General features: G+C 43.8%; 12 protein-coding genes and 1 riboswitch. Of the genes, 5 read left to right on the top strand and 7 right to left on the bottom strand.

Annotated features, from left to right (window positions below; translation table 11 throughout):
* Positions 1–609 precede the first annotated feature (609 nt).
* Positions 610–1,002 carry a PilZ domain-containing protein gene (locus BCU12_RS22715; protein WP_157939901.1) on the bottom strand — a complete coding sequence of 131 codons (393 nt, stop codon included), beginning with the start codon at positions 1,000–1,002 and terminating at the stop codon, positions 610–612.
* A 153-nt stretch (positions 1,003–1,155) separates the two neighbouring features.
* Between BCU12_RS22715 and metH the strand changes: the two genes are divergently transcribed.
* Positions 1,156–4,833 carry a methionine synthase gene (gene metH / locus BCU12_RS22710; protein ID WP_102407014.1) on the top strand — a complete coding sequence of 1,226 codons (3,678 nt, stop codon included), beginning with the start codon at positions 1,156–1,158 and terminating at the stop codon, positions 4,831–4,833.
* Positions 4,834–4,882: 49 nt separating this feature from the next.
* Here the strand turns inward: metH and BCU12_RS22705 are convergent, their stop codons facing one another.
* Positions 4,883–6,175, bottom strand: coding sequence for a sodium:proton antiporter (locus tag BCU12_RS22705; protein ID WP_102407012.1), 1,293 nt, complete (start codon positions 6,173–6,175; stop codon positions 4,883–4,885).
* Positions 6,176–6,386: 211 nt separating this feature from the next.
* The gene (gene lysC / locus BCU12_RS22700) at positions 6,387–7,736 is read right to left on the bottom strand and encodes a lysine-sensitive aspartokinase 3 (RefSeq protein ID WP_102407010.1); all 1,350 of its coding nucleotides are present in this window, start codon (positions 7,734–7,736) and stop codon (positions 6,387–6,389) included.
* Between the two features lie 105 nt (positions 7,737–7,841).
* Positions 7,842–8,018, bottom strand: a riboswitch (Lysine riboswitch).
* A 177-nt stretch (positions 8,019–8,195) separates the two neighbouring features.
* Here lysC and BCU12_RS22690 point away from each other — a divergent pair.
* Positions 8,196–9,317, top strand: coding sequence for an alanine--glyoxylate aminotransferase family protein (locus BCU12_RS22690; RefSeq protein WP_102407008.1), 1,122 nt, complete (start codon positions 8,196–8,198; stop codon positions 9,315–9,317).
* Between the two features lie 67 nt (positions 9,318–9,384).
* Here BCU12_RS22690 and BCU12_RS22685 read toward each other — a convergent pair whose 3' ends face one another.
* From BCU12_RS22685 to BCU12_RS22670, 4 genes are all read right to left on the bottom strand, one after another.
* Positions 9,385–11,160, bottom strand: coding sequence for a PglL family O-oligosaccharyltransferase (locus tag BCU12_RS22685; protein ID WP_102407006.1), 1,776 nt, complete (start codon positions 11,158–11,160; stop codon positions 9,385–9,387).
* 65 nt (positions 11,161–11,225) lie between these two features.
* Positions 11,226–14,048, bottom strand: a complete 2,823-nt coding sequence (gene uvrA / locus BCU12_RS22680) for an excinuclease ABC subunit UvrA (RefSeq protein WP_102407004.1) — start codon at positions 14,046–14,048, stop codon at positions 11,226–11,228.
* 144 nt (positions 14,049–14,192) lie between these two features.
* Entirely contained in the window at positions 14,193–15,062 is an 870-nt protein-coding gene (gene galU / locus BCU12_RS22675) for a UTP--glucose-1-phosphate uridylyltransferase GalU (RefSeq protein ID WP_102407002.1), read from the bottom strand.
* 119 nt (positions 15,063–15,181) lie between these two features.
* Entirely contained in the window at positions 15,182–15,829 is a 648-nt protein-coding gene (locus tag BCU12_RS22670; RefSeq protein ID WP_102407000.1) for a LuxR C-terminal-related transcriptional regulator, read from the bottom strand.
* Between the two features lie 296 nt (positions 15,830–16,125).
* Between BCU12_RS22670 and BCU12_RS22665 the strand changes: the two genes are divergently transcribed.
* The 3 genes from BCU12_RS22665 to BCU12_RS22655 form a co-directional block, all read left to right on the top strand.
* Positions 16,126–16,683 carry a single-stranded DNA-binding protein gene (locus BCU12_RS22665; RefSeq protein ID WP_102406998.1) on the top strand — a complete coding sequence of 186 codons (558 nt, stop codon included), beginning with the start codon at positions 16,126–16,128 and terminating at the stop codon, positions 16,681–16,683.
* Positions 16,684–16,817: 134 nt separating this feature from the next.
* A complete protein-coding gene (csrD, locus tag BCU12_RS22660) occupies positions 16,818–18,839 on the top strand; it encodes an RNase E specificity factor CsrD (RefSeq protein WP_102406996.1) in 2,022 nt (673 codons plus the stop codon).
* Positions 18,840–18,851: 12 nt separating this feature from the next.
* The coding region (locus BCU12_RS22655) for an MSHA biogenesis protein MshI (protein ID WP_102406994.1) at positions 18,852–20,101 on the top strand (1,250 nt) is incomplete at its 3' end.

The raw sequence follows: 20,101 nt of genomic DNA, 5'->3' as shown, positions 1-20,101 counted from the left end.
ACTCCGCCACTTATACATAAGGCCTCAGCATACGCTGAGGCCTTTTTGTTTTGGGTGGAATACACTCATCAGCGGCACAAAGTACCTATCTAATTTAGCTCACTCTTCAGCATTCACACCCATGACGATTAGAAACTTCACTTGTGGAAGCCAGGCTTTCTATTCCTAAAAGCCATCTTTACGAAGTTCAGTTCTTCAAATGCTATTTCACCCTTCTTAATTTCGATGGCTCTTATTCGGTATAAATGACCTACCTTAACAATAAAGCCTTTCACTGAAACGCTAACATCTGTTGCCAGAGCCCTAGTTTGCTCTAATGTCAACTGAACCGTTCCATTCAAGCTTAAATATAAACAATGAATACAGAGCTTGTTGAATCTAGGGCTGGCTAAAATTCTTTATCCTTGCCCTGCCGCTTCACAAAACTTGGTGGAAGTGAGCTCCGGCTAGATAAACGTAATAAGTCTGTTCAATTCTGAATGTATCGATCGAGCCAAACAAAATAAATTATTTTCGATTCTCTATAGAGTAAGAAAATTCAAATGTTGAAAGTATGTAGTTGACGACCGGTTTTTTACGTGTTTAAAACCCTAGTTATTCTGGTGATATTTATGTCGAAGTCGATCGGCTTTCTTGATTAGTCACATGTTGTACTTGCCTGATTAACTCTAGAATCAAATCATCGTTGTCATCGATCCATGTAACGCCGAGAAATTTAAACTGCTCTCCTTCTTTACGCTGATATACAACTTCAGCCAAAAACTCTTTCTTACTATCAATCTGAATAATTATTTCATTTGGAACGAGTACTCTTTTCGATACTAAGATTCCTGCGCCACCATGACTAATATCTTTAATAACGGCATGTGCCAATTTCCTCTTGAACCAATTTCTTTGATAGATTTTCACTGCTAAACCATTGGTCTGACGGTCAAATGATTCCTGTGGGAGCCAGAAATACCAACGAGTGTATTTTCTCTTCGATTCATTATCTGATTTCATTGCGTTTTGCCACATATACAGTACTGCGTTTATAAGATATAACGACCAGGTAGAAAAAAAATAAAGTGAATCACGCTATGGTTGTTTGGACGTCTAGACAGCTGTATAGACTGTGGTAGGATGTACGCAATATAAAAGGAATGAGGCTGTACTGTGGGAAGTAATGTAAAGCAACAGATTGAAGCGCAATTAAAGAAAAGAATCATGTTAATCGATGGTGGTATGGGCACCATGATTCAAGATTACAAACTTGAGGAAAGTGATTATCGTGGAGAGCGCTTCTCTAATTGGCATTGTGATCTTAAAGGTAACAATGACCTGTTAGTGCTTAGTCAGCCTCAAATGATAAAAGACATTCATGCCCAGTATTTAGAAGCTGGCGCTGATATTCTAGAAACAAACACATTCAATGCAACAACCATCGCTATGGCTGACTATGATATGGAAAGCCTGAGTGAAGAAATTAACTTTGAAGCTGCAAAATTAGCGAGAGAAGTTGCAGACGAGTGGACAAAAAAAACGCCTGAAAAACCACGCTATGTAGCGGGCGTTTTAGGCCCGACCAATAGAACTTGTACAATATCTCCTGATGTTAACGATCCCGGCTTCCGTAATGTTACCTTTGATGAATTGGTAGAAGCTTACTCTGAATCTACACGTGCATTAATCAATGGTGGTTCAGACTTGATTCTGATTGAGACCATCTTTGATACCTTGAATGCCAAAGCCTGTTCCTTTGCTGTTGAATCCGTTTTTGAAGAAATGGGTATTACGTTACCTGTGATGATCTCAGGCACGATTACCGATGCTTCTGGTCGAACGTTATCAGGCCAAACTACAGAAGCTTTCTATAATGCTCTTCGACATGTTAACCCTATTTCATTTGGCTTGAACTGTGCTCTGGGTCCAGATGAGCTGCGTGAATACGTGAGTGAAATGTCTCGGATCTCTGAATGCAGTGTATCGGCGCACCCTAATGCCGGTTTACCCAATGCATTCGGTGAGTACGACCTTTCTCCAGAAGACATGGCAGAGCATGTAAAAGAGTGGGCCGAGAGTGGTTTCTTAAATCTAATTGGCGGCTGTTGTGGGACAACGCCTGAACATATTCGCCAAATGGCTGAAGCCGTTGAAGGTGTTAAACCTCGTCAGCTACCCGATATCCCCGTCGCTTGTCGTCTTTCTGGACTTGAGCCTTTAACTATTTCCAAAGAATCCTTGTTTGTTAACGTTGGTGAACGAACTAACGTAACAGGCTCTGCACGTTTTAAGCGCCTTATCAAAGAAGAGCTGTACGATGAAGCGTTAAGTGTTGCCCGAGAGCAGGTAGAGAACGGTGCGCAGATTATCGACATCAATATGGACGAAGGCATGCTGGATGCAGAAGCATGCATGGTTCGATTCCTAAATCTCTGTGCATCTGAGCCTGAAATATCTAAAGTCCCTGTTATGGTCGACTCTTCAAAGTGGGAAGTGATCGAAGCGGGCTTGAAGTGCATTCAGGGCAAAGGGATTGTTAACTCTATTTCTTTGAAAGAGGGAAAAGAGAAATTCTTAGAGCAAGCTAAATTAGTAAGACGCTATGGCGCTGCCGTCATCGTTATGGCTTTTGATGAAGTTGGGCAGGCAGACACTCGAGAGCGTAAACTAGAGATATGTACTAACGCGTACAACATACTTGTGGATGAGGTTGGCTTCCCACCAGAAGATATTATCTTTGACCCAAATATCTTTGCTGTCGCAACAGGTATTGATGAACACAACAATTATGCAGTTGATTTCATTGAGGCGGTTGGTGATATTAAGCGCGATCTGCCACACGCTATGATCTCAGGCGGTGTATCAAACGTCTCCTTCTCTTTCCGAGGCAATAACTACGTTCGTGAAGCGATACATGCGGTGTTCTTATATCATTGTTTCAAAAACGGCATGGATATGGGGATCGTAAACGCTGGTCAACTAGAGATATACGATAACGTTCCAGAAGATCTGAGAGATGCTGTTGAAGACGTTGTCCTTAACCGGCGTGACGACTCTACCGAACGACTTCTTGATATCGCTACTGAGTATTTGGAGCGCGCGGTCGGAAAGGTTGAAGACAAGTCTGCTTTAGAATGGAGAACATGGCCTGTTGAGAAGCGCCTCGAGCATTCACTTGTTAAAGGCATTACTGACTTTATTGTTGAAGATACCGAAGAAGCGCGTGCCAACTCTGCCCGCCCGATTGAGGTGATTGAAGGACCTCTCATGGATGGTATGAATGTGGTCGGCGATCTATTTGGCGAAGGTAAAATGTTTCTTCCACAAGTGGTGAAATCTGCTCGAGTAATGAAGCAGGCGGTTGCGTATCTTGAACCTTACATCAACGCCTCTAAAGAAGTTGGCTCGAGCAACGGTAAGATACTATTAGCGACAGTAAAAGGCGATGTACATGACATTGGTAAGAATATCGTAGGGGTCGTTTTGCAGTGTAATAACTACGATATTATTGATCTTGGCGTGATGGTGTCATGTGAAAAAATTCTTAAAGTCGCAAAGGAAGAAAATGTAGATATTATCGGATTATCAGGTTTGATTACCCCTTCTCTCGATGAAATGGTGCATGTTGCTAAGGAAATGGAACGTCAAGGGTTTGATCTTCCTTTACTCATTGGTGGCGCGACGACCTCTAAGGCCCATACAGCGGTGAAGATAGAGCAGAACTACTCAAAGCCTGTTGTTTACGTTAATAACGCTTCTAGAGCGGTAGGCGTGTGTACTTCACTTCTTTCTAACGAACTCAAACCTGCTTTTATTGAAAAGCTGGATTTAGACTATGAACGCGTTCGTGATCAACACAATCGCAAAACGCCTAGAACGAAACCAATCACGCTAGAGAAAGCTCGAGAGAACAGAGTTGATATCGATTGGGCCAATTATACTCCGCCTAAACCTGCCAAGCCTGGCATTCACACGTTCCAAGACTTTGATGTGGCTACGATACGTCAATATATCGATTGGACACCATTTTTCATGACTTGGACCTTAATGGGTAAATACCCTGCTATCTTGGATCATGAAGAAGTGGGTGAGGAAGCAAGGCGCCTCTTTAAAGATGCGAATGACCTACTTGATCGAGTAGAGAAGGAAAAACTCCTTGAGGCACGCGCTATCTGTGGCCTATTTCCTGCAAACAGTGTTGGCGATGACATTGAAGTCTACACCGATGAATCAAGAACTGAAGTACTAAAAGTCATCCATAATCTACGTCAGCAAACACAAAAACCGAAAGGATTTAATTACTGTCTGTCTGATTACATTGCGCCTAAAGAAAGCGGTAAGGCCGATTGGATTGGTGGCTTTGCTGTGACAGGCGGGATAGGTGAGCGTGAACTTGCCGATGAATACAAGGCTAACGGTGATGATTACAACGCGATCATGATTCAAGCCGTGGCGGATAGATTGGCGGAAGCGTTTGCCGAATACCTACATAAAGAGGTGCGTAAAGATATTTGGGGTTACTCGCCAGATGAAGATCTTAGTAATGATGATCTCATTCGAGAAAAGTACCAAGGTATTCGCCCAGCACCTGGTTACCCTGCTTGTCCTGAGCATACAGAGAAAGGCACGCTGTGGGAATTGATGAACGTTGAAGAGGCGATCGATATGTCATTGACGACTAGCTACGCGATGTGGCCAGGGGCGTCAGTATCGGGAATGTATTTCTCTCATCCTGATTGCCGCTACTTTGCCATTGCGCAGATCCAGCAAGATCAAGTGGAGAGCTACGCCAAACGTAAGGGGTGGGACATTCTTGAAGCAGAGAAATGGCTAGGTCCGAACATTAACTAACAGGTTAATACTGTGGAGAGGGTTGCCAAATTGGCAACCCTTTTTATTATCACTCTACCGTCTTACTACCATCAAGCTCGGCCGCTTTCGCTTTTTCTATCATGGGTGTAATGGTTGAACCCTGAACTAAGATAGAAAATACAACGACAGAATAGGTCATCACCAAGATGATCTCTTTTACGTCGATAATCTTTTCGGGAATCACCCATACTCCAGAAGGAATAGAGAGCGCCATTGCAAGGGCGAGACCACCACGTAATCCGCCCCAAGTGAGTATTCTCACCGACCAAGGGTTGTAAGAGCGGAAGCGTTGAAATCCAACATAAGATAAGAAAATACTGAGATAACGTGCCACTAAAACTAAAGGGATAGAGAACGCCATTAATATCCAGTCTTCTTGGTGGAATTGAAAGAGCAGCATCGACATACCGATAAGCAGAAATAACACGCCATTAAGAAGTTCATCGACTAACTCCCAAAACTTATCCAAATGCTCTTCACTATCCTTGGAAAATCCGACATATCTCGTCCAATTCCCAATCATTATTCCGGATACCACCATCGCAAGCGGGCCTGAAACATGAATGACGTCTGCTAAAACGTAGCCAGCTGTTGGGATGGAAATAGTGAGCAACAGCTCCATAGAGTGGTCGTTAGTGGAACGAATCAGGTAATGGAAAAACAGGCCTAAAACGAGTCCATAAGCGATACCACCGATGGCTTCTTGGAAAAAGAGCAATGCAACACTGGATACTGTTGGTGCTTCGTTGCCAAAAGCGATCGTATACAAGGTAACAAAAACAACAAGACCGAAACCATCATTAAACAGTGACTCGCCTTCGATTTGAGTCGATATACGTTCAGGAGCGTCGAGTTTTTTTACTATTGCGAGCACGGCAATGGGATCCGTTGGAGAGATGAGAGCGCCAAAAAGTAAGCAATAAACAAGATCGAGCTGAACGCCTATTAGCAAGCAAAAGCCGTAGAGAACGCCACCAATGAAGAAGGTCGAAAAGAGAGTTGCACCTAAAGCAAGAACAGTAATTTCCCATTTTTGATCTTTTAAGTGGGGGAGATGAATGCCCAACCCCCCTGCAAACAGTAGAAACCCTAGAATCCCCTTTAAAAGAAAATGCTCAAAGTCGATGCTCGCTATCGTCGATGTCGATAAATCAGCAAGTTGGAACCAGTTATATTGCCCTGCAAATAGAACAATCAGTGATACCACCATAGCGCCAGCAGTAATGGCAATGGTGGTTTGCATTTTACCTATTTTATTATTGATAAAGGCAATAAGCATGGCTGCTGTCGACAGAAAGCAGAGTGCATAATAACTAGACATGAAAAACCTAAGTGTAACCAAATGTTACCTAGATGGTCGTTGTTGACTAAAGAAATAGCAACCAGTAATTGTTAAATGTAGGTAAGAAAAGTTTGTCCAACGCGGGGAAGAGAAAACATGCTTGGTAGAGTGCGAGCCGTGGATTTGTTGGCCGTATACGGTGAGATAAATGGAGTGCAGGCAAGAAGGCTGCACTCCGACGAATTTATTTTTATTCGAACAACTCAGTATGAAGTTTCTGAATGGCTGATTTGGCCACCGATTCATTGAGTAGAAAGCACAAGTTATGTGGGCTTGCACCGTAGCAAATCATGCGTAAGTTAAAGTCTTCAAGTGTGCCAAATACCTGCTTCGCATAACCTCTACTTTCACTCATATTGTTACCAATCAAAGCGACTAGACAAAGGTCATGTTCAACTTCGACATGGCATAACTCTTCTAGCTCAATACGAGCCTGTTCAGGAAGTTGAGGAGCGCCCCCTGCAGTATCTGTTTGGTCGAGAGTCAAAGAAACACTGATCTCAGAAGTGGTGATCAAATCGACTGAGATCTTATGTTTTGCCAAAATTTCAAATACTTTGGCTAGAAAACCATAGGCATGAAACATATTGGCACTGCGCAGCGTAACCATGGTTTGGTTGCTGCGTAATGCGAGTGCTCTAAACAAAGGAGAGCTTTCCGCATGGTGACGAATCCAAGTTCCACCTCTTTCTGGCTCTTTTGAAGAGCCAACGAAGACTGGGATATCATGACGAAGAGCTGGAACCAAGGTTGATGGGTGAAGTATCTTGGCACCAAAGTTGGCCATCTCTGATGCTTCGCTAAAGCTGATTTCAGGAATTGGTGTTGCTTTCGATGCAATTCGTGGGTCTGTCGTATAGATGCCCGGTACGTCTGTCCAAATCTCAAGCCCTGAAGCTTGCACACCTTCGGCAATGAGCGCAGCGCTATAGTCACTGCCGCCTCGACCTAATGTGGTTGTATTACCATCTACATCAGAGCCAATGAAGCCTTGTGTAATCACAACATGACTTTTGCAAAGTGATACCAGTTTCTCCGTCGCTAATTCAGAAATGGTATCGAGTTGCGGCTCTGCTCGGCCAAACGTGGAGTCGGTTCTGAGTACTTCACGAATGTCAAAGCGTACGGCATTGATGCCTCGTTCTCGCATAAGCTGTGCAAGGATGTGCGTTGACATAAGCTCACCACAGGCGACGAGGTGGTCGGTGAGTTTGGTACTTGATTGAATAGAGGCCGCTTCCGCAAGGCTTGTCACGGTGTCTAAGATCTTGTAAACCTCAGCCGCCGTTTCTGTAGAGTTGTTTAGCTTCGCGAGTATTGCGTCATGGATCGCCGCTATGTTTTGCAGTACTTCATTACGGTGATCGTGATTCGATACACCATTAGCAAGCTCAACAAGCAGATTTGTTACGCCTGAACATGCGCTGCTGACGACAAGTTTCGTTTCTGGATTGTTTTCTATAATAGCGGCACAACGGCTCATAGCTTCAAAGTTGGCAACACTGGTTCCACCAAATTTGGCGACATTGAATGCGCTCACGGCATTTCTCCCAAGACTTCCTAGTAAAAATAAACAGGTTCAAAAAACCTAATGTCCTTTAGTGAAGAGAATAGTTGAGCGAAAAAGAGGTTCGACTAGAAAGGTGACCTCAGAAGCTCATCACTAGACGGTGCCAGTGACAGTTAAGGGGATTCAGCCCACTTAACCGATAAACATAACCCTTACGTTAGGTTTATCTCGGCACTGCTCCCCATTGATAGAGTGTATTGGAAATAAGGCTCCACAAACTATCTGCCTGGGCAGTGCTCCTCTTCTGCATAAAGCACCAACATTGAACGGTTTTGCGGCGAGAAAGTCAACGGATATTTGTTGTCGCATTTATTGGAGTGACGAGAGCAAAGAAAGTTGTCGGTAGTCACACTAGACTGATAGCACATTGCTCGGCTCTGATAATTGCATTAACCTATTTGTTCACATCTTTGTATACAAGGAGCGTTTATGCCAATTCAGAGTTTCATCCCGCCACATCGAGTTTTGATGGGGCCAGGGCCATCAGATGTTTCCCCTCAAGTCTTGCAAGCTTTAAGTCGCCCGATCGTCGGCCATCTCGACCCATTGTTTATTGGGATGATGGATGAGGTAAAACAGCTACTGAAGTATGCGTTTCAGACAGAGAATGAATTCACTATCGCGATATCTGCGCCGGGCAGTGCAGGGATGGAAGCGTGTTTTGTTAATCTCATCGAGCCTGGTGATAAAGTTATCGTCTGCCGAAACGGCGTGTTTGGTGAACGTATGCGTGAAAATGTCATACGTGCTGGCGCTGAGGCCGTCGTTGTTGATGACGAATGGGGTAAGCCCGTTAGCCCAGAAAAAGTCGAGCAGGCATTCAATCAACATCCAGACGCTAAAATACTGGCTTTCGTTCACGCAGAAACCTCAACGGGTGCGCTTTCTGATGCACAGCGATTGAGCCAAATCGCAATTGAGAATGGCGCATTAACCATCGTCGATGCGGTGACCTCTCTTGGTGGTGTGCCACTGAAAGTGGATGAGTGGAAGCTAGATGCTGTTTATTCAGGAAGCCAGAAGTGTCTATCCTGTGTCCCTGGTTTATCACCAGTTACATTCTCTGCTAAGGCGATAGAGAAAATTCAATCGCGCAGCACCCCAATTCAAAGCTGGTTTCTGGATCAGAGCTTAGTCCTAGGCTATTGGAGTGGCGAGGGTAAACGAAGCTACCATCATACGGCACCAGTCAATAGCTTATATGCCCTTCATGAGTCACTGCTCATGCTTAAAAATGAAGGCTTAGAGAATGCTTGGAAGCGCCATGCAGATATGCATCAGAAGTTACGCTCAGGATTGGAGAGTTTGGGGTTCACATTTGTTGTGGATGAGGCAAGTCGACTTCCACAACTGAATGCGATCTATATTCCTGAGGGTGTGGACGACGCTTCGGTTCGTTCAGCACTATTGGAAAACTATAATCTTGAGATAGGCGCAGGACTGGGGGCTCTTGCTGGTAAAGCGTGGCGAATCGGTTTAATGGGTTATGCGGCTCGCAATGAAAATGTTTCGTTATGCTTGAGAGCGCTAGAAGAAACGCTTCAACAGTAGAGTTGAAAGTAAAGATTGTAAAAGGGGCTTATCAGCCCCTTTTTTAATTTGTTTGGAGTGTAATGGATTATTCTCCAGAAATGTCACTCTCACTCGAGTTCGCCGAAGACTCTCTTGGCTTTGGATTATATTGAATCTCGCTGAAGTCGTTCTCAGGAAATAGGTATTGTGCTTCTGCGCGAATTTGCTCTGCTCGACTGCTATCATCTAAACCTTGATAGGCCAGTATAAGATTGCTGTAAAATGCAGGCCTTGGCTTTGACTTAATGATCTCGAGTGACCAGGCAATATAGGGTTGGATCAGTTCCGGTTCTTGTTCATGTAGGCCGATATTGAGATAGGTACTGTAAATATCCCAATCAAAACGATCTTTCCAAACAACGGGGTTTGTCACTCGGCTTAACAGCTGAGGGTCTCTTGGAGACGAGCGTTCAAATTGTGTCAATACGTAGTTTGAATGCAGCGCGCTTACCATATAAAAACTCATGACTATGGGCAGTATGAGGCTAAAGACTCGTATTGTACTTCTGCTTATACGGCTAAAGCCTACTTTTTTATAGTTCGCCACGCGTTGGTCAACCCAGAACAGCAGTAAGATGAAGGTGATCCAGTGAATCGCTGAATGATAAAACGGGTATTCTAATTGAGAGTGTAAAACGATAGGAACGAATAAGGCGAACATGGCTAAGCGTGTTCCCTTTTTTGCATAGTAAATTCGCGCTAACACTAGACCTGCTGCAAGAAGAATCCCTATGATTGGGATTAATCCACCTTCTACCCCCCAGAACAGTAGCTCATTGTGAGGGTGATCCATCGATGGCAAGCCAGGCTTATAGTTAGAATTTAACTGATGCTGTCGAGCGGTATAAAGAATGTACTCAGACTCGAACTTGCCATAGCCATAACCAGTAAATGGTTTTTCAATCATCATGTCTACGGCTTGAGGAAAGATGTAATTTCTTGCTCCATCTAAATGAGCTTTGCTTGAAACCAGTCCTTCAGTGCCCTGAGAATGTGTAGCGGCAAACCCAAGTCCAATCCCCAGCAAGCAGCAACTTATCCATGCTGCGAACCGTTTTGGTGTTGAATACTTATACAAGTAGGGTAAAACAAGTGCCATAGATAAAACAGCACCTAACCACCCAGTTCTAGAGGCAATAATAATGAGTAGCGGTGTCGTTAGTAACGGAATCAGACAAAGAAAACCAGCTTCACTTCTTTGGCTATATTTGTTGGGTTGTCTTGCTAGTAAATAGGCTGAAACAACTAACCCTGTCGCAAGAAAGCTGGCCATGACGTTTGGTTGCTGAAAGATGCCATAAGGCCTATTTTTAATCGCGTCATAGCCAAAGATATTGTTAGGTTGCAGGAATAAGTATTGATAAAAGCCAAATAGAGCTTCGATAAAAACGGCAATTACAATGAACCACAGCAGCCTCTGCTTGTGTTTATTACTAAAGTTAAATTGCTGAAGTAGAACAAACAGTAATAAACCTAGCCATAGTCCGGTTAATCGACTCAATACCGAAGAAGGGTCTGCATTACCGTATAGAAGCGGAACGCTCATCAACACGCAACAGGCAAAAAGCCCTAGTGTTAGTTTTGAGTAGCGTAACGTTTGGTTGGTCGCCAGTTGATATAAGCCAATAGAAAAGGTGAAGGAGAGTGCTAACCAAGTTGTAGGGTTAAATGAAAGCGCTAACCCAGAGCCGCCAGGATTTGGCATAAAGAAGTGCATCGCGACAAGAAAAACAACCGCAAGTGAGCCTAAAAAGGGCTTGTTGAGTGGAATTCTAGGAGCGTGAGGCTCTAAGCGAGTGCCACCCGTATGCAATATAGCCATGTTCAAACAAATCCTATATAAAGAAACCAGCGTCACTGCTGGTCTCTTTATCTTAGCGTTTTTTTCTATTTCAACATAGGCTTAAGGAAACGAGCGGTATGAGATCCCTCGACTTTCGAGACAGACTCGGGAGTTCCTTGAGCGACTATCTCACCCCCACCTTGTCCGCCCTCAGGGCCAAGGTCGATCACCCAATCTGCTGTTTTCACTACATCCAAATTATGTTCAATCACGACGACGGTGTTACCGTGATCACGAAGTCTATGTAGAACGGTAAGCAGTTGCTGAATATCGTGGAAATGAAGCCCTGTTGTCGGCTCATCCAAAATATAGAGGGTCTTACCTGTATCCCTTTTTGAGAGTTCTCGGGCGAGTTTGACTCGTTGCGCCTCACCACCGGATAAGGTTGTCGCGGCTTGACCTAAACGTATGTAGGAAAGACCCACATCCATTAAGGTTTGAAGCTTTCTCGCTATCACCGGTACTGGGTCAAAAAAGGCTCGAGCATCTTCTACCGTCATCTGAAGAACCTCGTCAATGCTCTTGCCTTTGTAGTGTACTTCCAAGGTTTCACGGTTATAGCGCTTACCTTTACATGAATCACAGGAAACGTAGACATCAGGCAAAAAGTGCATTTCTACTTTAATCATGCCATCACCTTGACAGGCTTCACAGCGGCCGCCGCGCACATTGAAGCTAAATCTCCCAGCTTTATAACCTCGCGAGCGAGACTCTTGGGTGCCTGCAAACAGCTCTCGAATTGGCGTGAATATGCCAGTATAGGTTGCAGGATTTGAGCGTGGGGTTCGACCTATTGGACTTTGATCAATATCGATGACTTTATCAAAATGTTCTAGGCCCTTAATCTTTTTATAAGGTGCGGGTGTGGCTGTGGTTGCACCGTTTAGAGCGGTATGAGCAATTTTAAAGAAGGTGTCGTTAATGAGGGTTGATTTACCCGATCCAGATACGCCTGTGACACAAGTAAAAAGACCTACGGGTAAAGATAAAGTCACTTCTTTTAGGTTGTTGCCTGTTGCACCGATCAGTTCGACGGTTTTCTTCGCATTTTTCTTGCTTCGCTGTTTTGGTACTTCAATCTCTTTAACGCCGCTGAGATATTGGCCTGTCAGAGATTCTGGTGTCGCGATGATATCTTCCATCGTACCTTCGGCTATCACGTGTCCTCCATGAACACCGGCGCCAGGACCTATGTCAATGACATGATCGGCCCGGCGAATCGCATCTTCATCGTGTTCAACGACTAATACGGTATTACCGAGATCACGAAGGTGTGTCAGTGTTTCTAAGAGCCGTTCATTGTCACGTTGATGAAGCCCTATAGAAGGCTCATCTAAGACGTACATCACCCCGACTAGCCCCGCGCCAATTTGGCTTGCTAATCGAATGCGCTGCGCTTCGCCACCCGAGAGTGTTTCCGCACTTCGAGATAAATTGAGGTAGTTAAGGCCAACATTGACTAGGAACTGGAGTCGGTCGTTAATCTCTTTCATGACCTTATCAGCGATCTGTCCTCGTTGTCCTTCGAGGGATAGGTTCTGAAAGAAATCTAAAGCTTCAGCAATGCTGAATTCGACAATCTGAGGCAAGGCAGTATCATTTATGAATACGTTTCTTGCTTCTGTTCTGAGGCGAGTACCGTCACAACTTGTACATGACTTGGTGGAAATATACTTGACCAAGTCTTCTCTGACGGCATTCGACTCGGTATCTCTGTAGCGCCTTTCTAACGTATTGAGTATGCCTTCAAATGGATGCCGTTTAACGCGGATATCGCCACGATCATTAATGTACTTAAATTCAATCTCAGTACTTCCAGATCCACTTAATATTGTTTCGCGTATTTTTTTAGGTAGCTTCTTGAATGGGGTGTTTAAGTCGAAACCATAATGCTCTGCTAGTGAAGTGAGCATCTGGAAATAGTAGTAGTTTTTTTGATCCCAACCGCGAATAGCGCCTTGGGCAAGGCTAGCGCTTTCATCGAGTATCACCCGGTCCGCATCAAAGTACTGCTGAACGCCAAGACCGTCGCAGGTTCCACATGCTCCAGCAGGGTTATTGAAAGAAAACAATCTTGGCTCGAGCTCTTGCATGCTATAGCCACATTGTGAGCAGGCGAAATTTGCTGAAAAAACAATCTCTTCACCATCATTGTCCATCGGTGTGACGACGGCAATTCCTCCAGAGAGCTCGAGGGTGGTTTCCAAGGATTCTGCTAGACGCTGCTGTAGATCATTTCTAATCTTAAATCGATCAACGACGACTTCGATGGTGTGCTTCTTATGCAATTCTAAGGTTGGTGGATCGGATAGATCGCAAGTTTCCCCATCAATGCGAGCTCGAATGAAGCCTTGAGCAGCCAAGTTTTCAAGTGTTTTTACATGCTCACCTTTTCGCTCTTTCACAATAGGAGCGAGCAGCATCATTTTAGAACCTTCGGGAAGTTCGATAATCTTATCGACCATTTGGCTGATCGTCTGCGCAGCTAAAGGCGTGTTGTGCTCTGGGCAGCGCGGCTCACCGACACGAGCATAGAGAAGTCGAAGATAGTCGTAGACCTCAGTAATCGTACCAACCGTTGAGCGTGGGTTATGTGATGTGGATTTCTGTTCGATTGAAATCGCAGGTGAAAGCCCTTCAATGTGGTCAACGTCAGGCTTTTCCATTAGAGATAGAAATTGACGAGCGTACGCGGATAAAGACTCAACATAGCGACGTTGGCCTTCGGCATACAATGTATCAAAAGCGAGAGAAGATTTACCAGAGCCAGATAGGCCTGTCACTACGATCAATTTATCGCGCGGAATGGTGAGGTTGATATCTTTCAGGTTATGGGTTCGTGCACCGCGAACTTCAATAGTGTCCATCTTCTAAACTCGTTGAAATACTAAGTGCTGCAAGTATTACATAGTGTGAGAATTGTGCAAAGAAAATACTGGACAAAAAAACAGTAAAGCCACTTGTGCAAGAAAGCAAAAGTGGCCTTAGTTTACTCTTCGCTCCTGAACAAACTACTCTTTATGTGTTGAGTGTTTGCCTAGCTCAGCGGTCTTCTCATCTTTTAGATAAAGATTTTCAAAGCAGTAGTTCGTTGCTTCGATGTAGCCTTCTACACTACCACAGTCAAAACGTTGCCCTTTGAATTTGTACGCAAGTACACAGCCAGACTTAGCTTGCTTCAACAGTGCGTCTGTGATTTGTATTTCCCCACCTTTACCGGGCTCTGTTTGTTCAATTAATTCAAAGATATCAGGCGTCAAAATGTAGCGGCCAATGATCGCAAGATTGCTTGGTGCCGTGCCTTTTTCTGGTTTCTCTACCATGTCATCGACGCGGTACAGATCATCTTTGATCATCTCACCAGAGATCACACCATATTTGTGCGTCTCGTCTTCTGGCACTTCTTGCACGGCAACGATAGAGCAGCGGAACTGTTTGTACAGTGCAACCATCTGAGCAAGAACCCCTTGCTGATCATTGACACACAAGTCATCAGCAAGTACGACGGCAAAAGGTTCATCTCCAACGAGTTCACGACCAGTCAAAATTGCGTGACCAAGGCCTTTCATCTCTTGTTGACGAATGTAGGTAAAGCTTGCGCTGTCGATCACTTTGCGGATATTAAACAAAAGCTCTTCTTTATTGGTGCCGCTGATTTGGTGCTCTAGTTCATAGTTCTTATCAAAATGGTCCATTATGGAGTGCTTACCACGACCAGTAACGATACACATACCGTCCATGCCTGCTTGAATCGCTTCTTCGACGCCATATTCAATCAATGGTTTATTCACCACTGGCATCATCTCTTTTGGCATTGATTTTGTTGCTGGAAGAAAGCGAGTTCCATAGCCAGCGGCTGGGAATAGACACTTTTTAATCATGATAAAAACCCTTTTAAATTCCGTATAAATAATGATTTGGCGTCAAGATAACACGCTTTTAATTAATGGTTTATGACCAACGGATTATCTAGTACAGAATTCATACTTTGTAGCAAGACTTAGGACACCAAATTCTGATTTGCCCATGCTATCGCCTGCACTCGGTTTTTAACAGAGAGTTTTCTAAAAATCTGATAAAGATGGGATTTTACAGTGTACTCGCTGATAAAAAGACTATCTGCTATCTGTATGTTGGAAGAGCTATTTTGTAGGCAGCGTAAAATCTGTAACTCTCTTGCCGTCAGATCCACAATGACAGGAGCCGTATTGCTATTGATCACATGCCTGTAGTAATGAAGTAATTGGCTCGTAACTTTTCTAGGTAACCAGTTTTGACCGTTTATTATTTCTTCTAATCCCCGTACGATTTCATCCACATTTGTGTAGGTATAAAAAAGTCCTTTTAGGTTACCAAAATAGAGAAGTTCATCAGTAGTGAGGCGCTTATTAAGGTTGAAGATGATGACCTCGAAGTTTTTGTCGGCAATCGGTAAGTTGCGGACCTGTTGCTGCAGTATTTTATGTGCTTGAAAATCGATGAGCAGTATCTTATGGCGATGCTTAGGGTTCGCTTCCATTAAGTCTGCAGGTTCAATTCTCGGTATTTCAATAGACAAAGAATTCTGTAGTTCTTGTACTTTTGGGTAATCAGCCTGTTTATCCTCGCATAGAAAATAAATGGTTCTCGTGTAATCTGACTTTTTCATATTTTTGTCCTAGCTCAACTTATCTTATTTTTTAATGACTAAATTGAATCAATTTTGGTGGATGGGCTAGTTTTACCGAGAGTCGTGATTATAAATTGCGTCTTGTTTCATATGGTTGAGTAACTTAGACGTTTATCAATAGAGGAGGCTTTGAAGAGGCTCTAAAAATCAACATTATAGGTGGTCAATAAAGAATGATGAGTGGTGGATCTTTTAATCTCATTTGAGCCTGTCTTAAAGCATGTTATCCTACCGCTCTTAAATTTTTTAAAGACATCATTTATACGGAGCAGAACATGGCAAGCCGTGGCGTAAATAAAGTCATCATTATGGGTAATCTTGGGCAAGATCCTGAGGTTAAATACACCGCCAATGGCAGTGCGATTGCAAATATTACTGTTGCAACTTCTGAAACTTGGCGCGATAAGCAGACTGGCGAACAGCGTGAGAAAACAGAATGGCACCGTGTTGTGTTGTTTGGTAAAACGGCTGAGATCGCTGGAGAATATCTTCGTAAAGGTTCTCAAGTGTATCTAGAAGGCCAGCTACAAACTCGTAAGTGGCAGGATCAAAGTGGCCAAGATCGCTACTCTACGGAAGTCGTTGTTCAGTGGCCTGCAGGACAAATGCAGTTGCTAGGTGGCCGTGGACAAGGCGGTGGTCAACAGAACCAGCAGCAGAATAATAATTGGGGTCAACCTCAACAGCCTGCTATGCAACAGCAACAACAGCCAGCAATGCAGCAGCCACAATCGGCCCCGCAACAGCATAAGCCAGCGACACAAGCTCCTCAGCCAGCTCAACCTCAATACAATGAGCCGCCAATGGATTTTGACGATGACATCCCGTTCTGAGGATTAATTGTTAAAAAAAGCCGCGTATATCGCGGCTTTTTTATATAGTGAACAAAGAGGTAAATGATTTATCTCTCAATATCAGCCATGGATAATTAGGCTGCTGACATAATATAGAAAGGAATTCTAAATTGATGAGGTTTACCCCTACCTTAAAACTCAGCACACGACTGGTCTCGTTTGTCACCATTATAGTGGTGAGCGCCATGTTCATTTTATTTATTGGCGGAACACTCACGTTTAAGAAAATTGGGCAAGAATATCTTAATCACTATTTAGATGGGATAGTGACCGTCATTGATAGAGAGATGGAAGACCCAGAAGCTGCGCAATCTATGCAGCGATGGATGCCAAAGATGCTCCAAGCCTCCCGTATTGTTGAAATGCAGCTCGCATCGAGCGCTGGCGTTGTTTATCGCTTTAAAGATACAGACTCACGTGTCGATCCTGCCCGCCTCTATGTCAGAGAGTATGCGTTAGAGCGTAATAGTGAATACCGAATTCAGTTTAAAGCGGTTCCGCCATACCTAGGTTATACCAATTCTTTCAGTGCATTATGGACGATAAGTTTAGCCGTTGGCTTAATTGTGTTTTGTTTAATTCGGGGCACTCGATGGTTGAAAGAGCAGATGTCGGGTTCTGAATTGCTTGAGGAGCGAGGCCGAATGATCTTGGCTGGACGCGTTGAGCAGTACGCGAAAGGAGATGTAAGAGAGTGGCCCTTTACGGCGAGTGAGGCACTGGATTGCTTGATTGAAGAACTTCAAGATGCTCGACAGGAACGCAGTCGGTTCGACACTTTTATACGAACCCAAACCTTTTTAGACCAGTTAACTGGAATGGCGAACCGTGTGCTTTTTGATAGTAAGTTGGAATCAGCACTGCATGAAAGTGGGTCAAATGGTTCAATATTATTACTTCGAGTTGACGATTGGGAAGGTGTCACTACGTTAAATGGCAAAAAAGTCAGTGATGATTTTATCGTTCGTTTAGCTGAAGCGCTCAATGGAGCGATCGAACGTTATCCTGACGTCCTCTTATCGCGTTACTACAATTCTGATTTCGCTATTTTTGTTCCCCATCAAAGCGGGAAAGAAGTTACTCATATAGTGAATAGCTTTATACGGCAAATCGAGAAGTTATCTCCTCCTTCACCACTAGACAAAGATAACTGGTGTCATATTGGCGTCACCCAATACACAGAGGGCGATCACCAGGGAAGGATCATGGATGAGGCTGAGATTGCTCTTAAAAGTGCTCAACTACAAGATGTGAATACGTGGAGTCGATTTAGTAAAAAGATGAGTGAAAAGGAGGAGCGTGGGAGTGTGCGTTGGAGAACGCTATTTGATCAAACGTTGACTCCAGAAAACCTTCATGTATTTGCTCAGTCATGCTATCTGCAATCCGAACTCAATCAACCACAGCTTATCCATAAAGAGTTGTTTGCTCGCATCAGCGACCCAGACAAAGGAATGCTCAAAGCATCAAGATTTAATGCAGCGATCGAACAAGTGGGGTATGAACACAAATTAGACCGTGCAATGCTTAGCAAAACAATAACATATGTGAAAGAAACTCCCTCTGACCTATGCTATTCTGTAAACTTGCATGTTACTCCTTTTGCAGATAAAAATAACTTTAAGTGGCTGAGAACGGAATTGCTTCAGCTGACATCTAAAACACGTGCACAGCTAAGCTTTGAGTTTGTTGAAGGTCGTCTGATTAAGCATTTAGATTACATGCGACCGGTGATTAGAATGCTCTCTGGTTTGGGCTGTAAAGTGGTTGTTGGGCAGGCTGGCCGGACAATCGTCAGCACTCATTATTTGAAAGACCTTAATGTTGATTATCTCAAATTACACAGAAGCTTAATCAAACGCATTGATCAGCGAGATGAAAATCAGCTGTTTGTACGAAGTATTATTGGTGCATGTGGTGGCGGAAAAACCCAAGTTATTGCTGTTGGTGTTGAGACAAAAGCTGAACGTAGAACTTTGACTGAGCTCGGTGTTCACGGTATGCAAGGGCGCCTTTTGGGTACAGAAGAAGAAGTATGGACTAAGCTAAACGAACAAGTTAAACCAACAGTATCAAATAAAATAAAGCCAGGTCGTAGAAACCGTTGGCGAAGAATGGACTCAAACAATCATTAAAGTGATCCGTGGATGAATATAAAGTCACTCATAGAAAGGTTCAAACCGAGTAAAAGTGAGCACTCCAGTTTATTGGTGATAGTGCAGCCAGATGCCATCTATTTTTCACAGCATCCCACTTTTTCATTATCGAAAGTACCCATTGAGAGTGGAACATGGCAACAGGCTTTAGCCAGGTGCTTTAAAGAACACGCTGTTGCGGAGGTGTCCGTCAATGTCGTGTTGAACTCCTCTTTGTATCAAACTTATCAGATTGAAACGCCGAATATTCCACAAGAAGAGTGGTCTGTTGCTCTTCCTTTCTTACTAAAAGATTTAGTTTCAGAAAAAGTTACTGAGATTGTTTCTGATGCCTTTAGTTTGCCGAGTGGCAATAAAATACAAGCGTATGTGATCAATCGCTTTATTGTTTCTGAGCTTACACAACTGCTTGATAAGCAAAACTGTACTCTGGGAGGGATTCTTTGCGAGGATGACGTCTGGGGAGCGTCTTTTACAGAATTAGAAAGCTGCTTATTGCTCCAACGAAGTGTCCGTGGCAGTTATAAGATCAGTGCCTTTCATCAAGGCCGTTGTGTCTTTCAAAGAACCATTCGTAATGTGGCAGCACCATTAACAGGTACCGCTAGCTCTGCCTTGCAGCTTGATGGGATGGCGTTAGAGCTTCAGCGATCGATTGATTATCTTTCTTCACAACTTAAAGGTATCCCACTGCATACCTTATTAACGTGTTGTGACGAAGAGGATCAAGTTGAACTGGCGTTGGCGCTTGATGAGCGGCTTAACGTTAAAGTCAAACCGTTGTCGGAAGAGTCAGTTAACTCCGGTGAGATCCTGGCGCTTGCTGCCGTTAATGTTTCAGCGGAGCATATCAACCTTTACCCTGACCACCTTCGCCCTAAGAAGCAGCACTTCACGCTCCAGAATGTGGTTGCCTCTTGGGGCGCTATTGCAATCATTTTACTGTTAACCAGTGGATTTTATCATTATCACGCATTGCAACTGCAAACAGAGTTAAACGTACATAAACAACAGTCTCAAATGCTCAGCGATCAATCTTCTGATTTGAAGAAACAGCTTGAAAGCCACACTCCATCTCCCGAGAAAGTGGCGGCCGTAGCGCGTTTAAAGCTAGATATTCAATCTAACCGAAGTTCCTTACACGCGATTGAGGATTATGATCAATCTCAAAGACAAGGTTACTCAGGTGTCATGAGTTCGCTTGCAACGCTGGGACGAGATGATATTTCTCTGGTCTCTAT

Origin of the sequence: Vibrio sp. 10N.261.55.A7, from assembly GCF_002877365.1 — a bacterium.
Taxonomy (GTDB): Bacteria; Pseudomonadota; Gammaproteobacteria; order Enterobacterales; family Vibrionaceae; genus Vibrio.
Note: the sequence above shows the minus strand (reverse complement) of the source record. Positions and strands in the feature narration are given on the sequence as shown.

Excerpts from the sequence above, each read along its gene's own strand:
- BCU12_RS22665 (WP_102406998.1), top strand. The coding sequence starts at position 16,126 with ATGGCAAGCCGTGGCGTAAATAAAGTCATCATTATGGGTAATCTTGGG.
- BCU12_RS22670 (WP_102407000.1), bottom strand. The coding sequence starts at position 15,829 with ATGAAAAAGTCAGATTACACGAGAACCATTTATTTTCTATGCGAGGAT.
- uvrA (WP_102407004.1), bottom strand. The coding sequence starts at position 14,048 with ATGGACACTATTGAAGTTCGCGGTGCACGAACCCATAACCTGAAAGAT.
- BCU12_RS22690 (WP_102407008.1), top strand. The coding sequence starts at position 8,196 with ATGCCAATTCAGAGTTTCATCCCGCCACATCGAGTTTTGATGGGGCCA.
- BCU12_RS22685 (WP_102407006.1), bottom strand. The coding sequence starts at position 11,160 with ATGGCTATATTGCATACGGGTGGCACTCGCTTAGAGCCTCACGCTCCT.
- BCU12_RS22705 (WP_102407012.1), bottom strand. The coding sequence starts at position 6,175 with ATGTCTAGTTATTATGCACTCTGCTTTCTGTCGACAGCAGCCATGCTT.
- csrD (WP_102406996.1), top strand. The coding sequence starts at position 16,818 with ATGAGGTTTACCCCTACCTTAAAACTCAGCACACGACTGGTCTCGTTT.
- galU (WP_102407002.1), bottom strand. The coding sequence starts at position 15,062 with ATGATTAAAAAGTGTCTATTCCCAGCCGCTGGCTATGGAACTCGCTTT.
- BCU12_RS22715 (WP_157939901.1), bottom strand. The coding sequence starts at position 1,002 with ATGAAATCAGATAATGAATCGAAGAGAAAATACACTCGTTGGTATTTC.